The sequence below is a fragment of the Slackia sp. genome, assembly GCF_977041755.1.
The window spans coordinates 1-5,635 of the sequence record NZ_CDRRGL010000114.1 but is presented as its reverse complement, the minus strand read 5'-3'; the positions used below and the strand labels follow the sequence as shown (position 1 = coordinate 5,635).

Below are 5,635 nucleotides of genomic sequence, written 5' to 3'. Positions count from 1 at the left end.
GGGAGCGTCGGTGTTCAAATATGATCTTCATTTCAATATGAAACACCGCCAGTGAGGCGCATAGAGAGCATCGCGAGCGGTAGCCGAGCGTGCCCCCGAAAGGCCTCTCAGGGCGGGCGGGGAGACGCGAACGATTTGGCGTAGAAAGAGAACGGACGGCCTTTGCGAGCCGTCCGTTTCGTTTCTTTATTCGTACGAAGCGATAATCGCTTCCGCCACGCGAAGGCCATCGACCGCAGCGCTCATAATGCCGCCTGCATAGCCCGCGCCCTCGCCGCATGGGTAAAAGCCGCCCGCGATGGGCTCGCCTTCCGCCGTGCGAGAAGCCGCCGCAACTCCAGCCGACTCGTCGGCGATCTTCAAGCCGCAATCGGTCGTTTGCGAGAACAGCGCCTGGCACGTCGCTTTGTCGCGCACGATGCGAACGGGGCTCGAACTGCGCGTTTCAACGCCCGTAAGCACGGCATTCGGGTCGCTGAAGCCGCGAATACGCCCATTGAACAAGGGAATCGCCGCATGCAGCGAGCGCGCCACGAAGGGCGGCAGCACCTGATTCAAATCGACCCACTCAACACCTCGAGCATACGTAGGTTCGACCTCGAGCCTCGAGCGATGCTCGCTCTGGCTGCGGTTGAACTTCCCTGCCGAAGCCATGAAATCGCCCACGCGCTGAGCCGGCGCCTTGTAGCTTTCGCCGGCCGCTCGATATGCTGCCGTTTCCATGCGACGCTGAAGCTTCACACCTGCCAACACGTCATCGCCACGCAAGTCGCGGTCTTCGACGTTCACGAGCAATGCCGCATTCGCGTTGCGCCCGTTGCGAGCATGGCGGCTCGCGCCGTTCACCACAACGCCACCCAGCTCAGACGCCGAGCACATTACCTCGCCGCCCGGGCACATGCAGAACGTGTACACGCTGCGGTCGTTGCGCAAATGCACCGCCATTTTGTAGTCGGCCGCGCCAAGCGCCGGATGGCCCGCCGCATTGCCGTATTGCGCCTTATCGATGAGCTTCTGGGGATGCTCGATGCGCACACCCACCGCAAACGGCTTGCGCTCCATGAGCAAGCCCGCATTGCGTACGCGATCGAACACGTCACGCGCCGAATGGCCGCACGCGAGAACCACATCGCTTGCCGGCAGAACGAATTTCTCACGCGTTCCGTCTTCTTGGCGCTGGGAGCCCCGCACCGCCACAATGCGGCCGTCCTCGAATTCCATGCCTTCAAAACGCGCACCGAAACGCACCTCACCACCCCAAGCGATAATTTGCTCGCGCATGGTTTTCACGACATTCACGAGTTTGTCGGTACCAATGTGCGGCTTGCCTTCCCAAAGAATCTCTTCAGGGGCGCCCGCCTGCGCGAAAATATGCAGCACGTCGCGGCAACGAGGATTCTTGATGTTCGTGGTGAGCTTGCCGTCGGAAAACGTGCCCGCGCCACCCTCGCCGAACTGCACGTTCGATTCAGGGTTCAAAGCGCCGCCTTCTTTGAAGGAATTGACGGAAGCCATGCGCGCATCGACGTCTTCACCGCGCTCGAGCACGATGGGCGCCGCGCCCGACTTCGCAAGAGCCCACGCCGCGAACAGGCCCGCAGGGCCCATGCCCACCACGATGGGACGAGCGTCACCTCCAAGCCATTCGCCAACGCGATAGCCCTCATAGGGAACATGGCGCTTGACCTGGATTTTCGTTTTTGTTCGCTTGCCTGCCAAGGCTTCTTCGATTTCCTGGTCGGCCACTTCAAAAACAAACGACGCCGTGAAATGGACGTCGTTTTTACGACGCGCATCAACCGAAAGTTTCGAGAACTTCCACGAAGTGATATCTGCATAGCGAATGCCCAACGCATGGGCAAGCTCCGCCTGAGCCATGCCGGCACAGCTTGGAAGCGCCGCGTCGAGCGGCAGGTACACATTGCTTGCTTCGAGCATCGATTACCTTCCTAGATTCAGCTTCGGGCGCCCGTTGGGCCCTTTCCCGCCATTGTTGCCGCCATTGGAACGAGTGGCGCCAGCATTGCTTCGCTGGCCACCCTTGCCGCGCTGGCCACTGTTCTGGCCTTTGCCACGCTGGTCGCGCGCATCGGCGCCTCGACCGCTCGCCTGGCCGCGGGACGCCCCATCGCGCCCCTTTTCGCCGCCGCGCGCGCCGTCGCCGCGTTTGCCGGCAACACGAGAGCCGCCTTTGCCGCACGAGCGCTGGCCGCGACCGCCTTCATGGCCCGAAAGCGTTGAGCGACGAGCGCGTTGCGCCAAACCTTCGACCGAGCCCAGCGAAAGCCCCTCGAAAGAACCCTCGGGGGCATCTTCGACATGGGCCGCGGAAGCGCCCGCAAGCAGGCCGCTCGTCCAAGCCCAATGCAGGTTGTAGCCGCCGCAGCGACCATCAACGTCAAGCGCCTCGCCGCACGCGAAAAGGCCGGCGTGCTCGCGACATTCAAAGGTATGCGCGTCGAAGCATTCCGTCGCGAAACCGCCGCGCGTGACCTGCGCCTGCTTCGGGTCGGCAATGCCGCGCACGGAAAGCCCGAACGACTCAGAAACCATGGCCAAAACCACAGCCTCCTGCTCGGCGATAATAGGCTCGTCGGGATTCAAGCCGCCCGCAACCACCACGGCGCGCGCCACGCGAGAGGGCAAAAGGCCGCTCATCACTTCGGCAGCGGTACGGCTCGGATGCGCCATGGACTGCTCCCAAATGAAATCGACCTTGTCTTGCGGCTCCATATCGGGCAGAAGGTCGAGAAATACCATTTGACCGGGCTCGACATAACGAGACATATCGAACACGGCAATGCCGGAGATGCCCCAATCGCGGAACAGCACTTCGCCGCGCTCTTCGGGGCCCTGATAGCTCGCCTCGAATTCAGGGTCGACCACATCGAGCCAGGCGTCGCGCAAATCTTCGGGCTCTTCATCGAGATACACGCGCGCGCGAACGCGAATGCCGGAAAGCGCCTTGATGTTCGTCGTGTCGGTCTTCAGCGCCGCAAGCACAGGCGTGCATGCGTGGAACGCAATATCGCTCGGCAGAAGCGCGCGCGAGGGATTGCCGCCCACAGCGCACACAACCGCATCAAAGCCCTCAACGGCATCGTCGGCAAAAGCAACCGCCCAACCGCCGCGCGAAAGAGGCGCTACCGCGCGAACCTCGCGATCACAATGCTCGACAACGCCAGCTTCCTTCATGCCCAAACGCAGCATATCAAGAACCGTCGCGGCCTTGTTGCTGTAAGGGTAAATGCGGCCTTCGTCTTCCTCGAACGCGAGCACGCCCAAATCTTCGAAGAAAGCCATAACCGATTCGGGCGGCAACACATTCATTGCTTCCTGCACGAATTCGGGATCGTTGTAATCGGAGCTCATGATGTCAGTGTTGCTCATGTTGCAACGGCCGTTGCCTGTCACGAGCAGCTTCTTGCCAACGCGATCGGCTCGTTCATACACATGGGCTTCAGCCCCTTCTCGAGCCGCCGCGATAGCGCACGCCATGCCCGCCGCGCCACCGCCGATAATTGCCACCTTTGGCATACGCTAACCTCGCTTCACGGCATAGGGGCGCGCATCGACGATCTCGCGCGCCTTGATTGATTCGGGAGAGCCGACCTTTGGGCCATGCGCGATGAAGAACTTGCACGTCAGGCAGAATTCCTTCACCACGACTTCGCGATCGACATCGGGATTTTCGAGCATATCGAGCCCCCACGCGGTTTCATGGGTGGGACGATCGCACACCGCGAACTTGCAGTCGCCCGGACAACGCTCGCCTGGGATATTATGCGGGCAGCGGCTTGCCATTTCCTCGTCGCAACCGCGCGTTTCCCAACAATGCAACGCCATTTCGGCCCCCTTCTTCAAGCCGGCGGCACACGCCACCACGTCTTCTGCAGCCATTTTCCCAGATGCCGCCCGCGCAGATGCCCACAAGCCCCCTAAAAACAGCGGAAGGCCACCATACGGTGACCTTATCTTCTTACAAAGCGGCACATTCCCAATAAATGTCAGCGAGAACGGCCCTGGCGAGTCGGATTGGCTTGAAAAAGGAGCGACGCGTACTTCGGTACGCGAGCGACGATTGAAAGTCAAGCCGGCCGTCAGGGCCGTTTGCAGCGTCGGCGACTTTCGCCGTTCGACAGAACGGCGAAACCAAACTAGGCAGACACGACCTTGGTGATGCCCGGGATGTGCTCTTTCAGAATGCGCTCAACGCCATTGGCGAGCGTCATCTGACTCATGGGGCAACCGTTGCATGCGCCATGCAGCTGAACGGTGACAACGCCCTCTTCGTCAACGTCGACCAGCTGAACGTCGCCGCCGTCGGCCTGAAGCGCCGGGCGAATAAGATCGAGCACGCGGCTGACTTGGTCTTTATCGATAGCCATAGTAAGCTCCTCACATCGAATGTTCTTGTCTGCGCCATTGTATCGTAAGACGTCAAGGGCCTTGCGACGAAACCTCTTTTCGTTCGCTTTTCTTCCCGTGGCGCCATGGACGCTCGGCCCGCTAAAGCTCTTTCACCCAAAGGCCATGAAGGTTGCAATGCTCGTAGACTTTGACAGGCGCATCCCCTTCGGCAAGCGCAAACGTTGCCACAGGCTTATCGGCCGGCGTGAGAGGCGCGACCTGGTACCCTTTTTCGGTCACAAGCACAATGAGCTGAATGTAATGGGCATCCATCATCGGGTGCTCGACTTCGCCCACCTGCACCTTGACGGTCGATCCATCGATCGCGACGGCAGGCACGTGCTTCTCGAATGCGCCGTCGACAGCGCCTGCAACGAGCTCTTCCATCGGCTCGCCGCAGCACACCAGGGGCACGCCGGAATCGACGACCTTAATCGCGATGTTTCCGCAGTGAGCGCATTTGTACAGTTTGATGTCCATGACTCCCCCTTTTCCCGTAAACGGATTCCGCGTCGCGCTACCGCAAAGGCAGCTTCAACACCTCCATTATGCATCCTTGGGGCATGGCTGGAGCAAACCGTTGCCAACCTGGTTTCGCACCGCTGTTTTTTGACGCCTTGTCGTAGCCGAAAACAGGAAACGTCCTAAGACTGGCTTATCTTAGAATCAGGAAGGCCCATCTGGGGTTTCTTCGTTTTCCACGCATATATAAGAAAAACAACGCCCGCAACCATAAGCGGAATGGAAAGCGCTTGCCCCATAGTGAACCATTGGGTTCCCAAAAGATAGCCAATTTGGGCATCGGGCTGGCGAATGAACTCGATCGTGAAGCGGAACAAGCCATAGAACAGTAAAAACGTTCCGAAGAAGGTTCCACGCGGACGCGCCGGAGTTTTACGCGAGAGCGCGAACAGAATAATAAAGAGCACTACGCCCTCAAGCAGTGCTTCGTACAACTGCGAGGGATGGCGCGGCATCGTGCCCGCAGCGCCTCCAAACACCACGCCCCATGGCATATCGGTGGGAGCGCCCCACAGCTCACCGTTGATGAAGTTCGCGCAGCGGCCGAAGAACAGGCCGATAGGCACGCCGACAACACCCATATCGGCCAACGTGAGAAACGGGATCTTCGTGATTTTCGCCGCGATAACGCCGCCAATGATCACGCCCACAAGCCCCCCGTGGAAACTCATGCCGCCCTCGTTGAACGCAAGAATTTTCTCGG

At 60.1% G+C, this 5,635-nt stretch carries 6 protein-coding genes; all 6 read right to left on the bottom strand.

All coding sequences use genetic code 11. The annotated features are described in order from the left end of the window. Positions 1-186: 186 nt before the first annotated feature. Positions 187-1,938: an NAD(P)/FAD-dependent oxidoreductase gene (locus ACWI8T_RS07785; RefSeq protein ID WP_417754142.1), complete on the bottom strand. Its 1,752-nt coding sequence runs from the start codon at positions 1,936-1,938 to the stop codon at positions 187-189. A gap of 3 nt (positions 1,939-1,941) precedes the next feature. Next, a complete protein-coding gene (locus tag ACWI8T_RS07780) occupies positions 1,942-3,537 on the bottom strand; it encodes an aminoacetone oxidase family FAD-binding enzyme (RefSeq protein WP_417759332.1) in 1,596 nt (531 codons plus the stop codon). A gap of 3 nt (positions 3,538-3,540) precedes the next feature. Then, complete coding sequence (locus ACWI8T_RS07775; RefSeq protein ID WP_244595010.1) at positions 3,541-3,900, bottom strand: hypothetical protein; 360 nt, start codon at positions 3,898-3,900, stop codon at positions 3,541-3,543. 257 nt (positions 3,901-4,157) lie between these two features. Continuing rightward, positions 4,158-4,388 (bottom strand): NifU family protein, encoded by a 231-nt coding sequence (locus ACWI8T_RS07770; RefSeq protein ID WP_114615131.1) that lies wholly within the window; start codon positions 4,386-4,388, stop codon positions 4,158-4,160. Positions 4,389-4,509: 121 nt separating this feature from the next. Continuing rightward, entirely contained in the window at positions 4,510-4,890 is a 381-nt protein-coding gene (locus ACWI8T_RS07765) for a desulfoferrodoxin family protein (RefSeq protein WP_114615132.1), read from the bottom strand. A 164-nt stretch (positions 4,891-5,054) separates the two neighbouring features. Continuing rightward, positions 5,055-5,635 (bottom strand): prolipoprotein diacylglyceryl transferase (gene lgt, locus ACWI8T_RS07760; protein ID WP_449138525.1); only part of this gene is annotated, 581 nt, incomplete at its 5' end.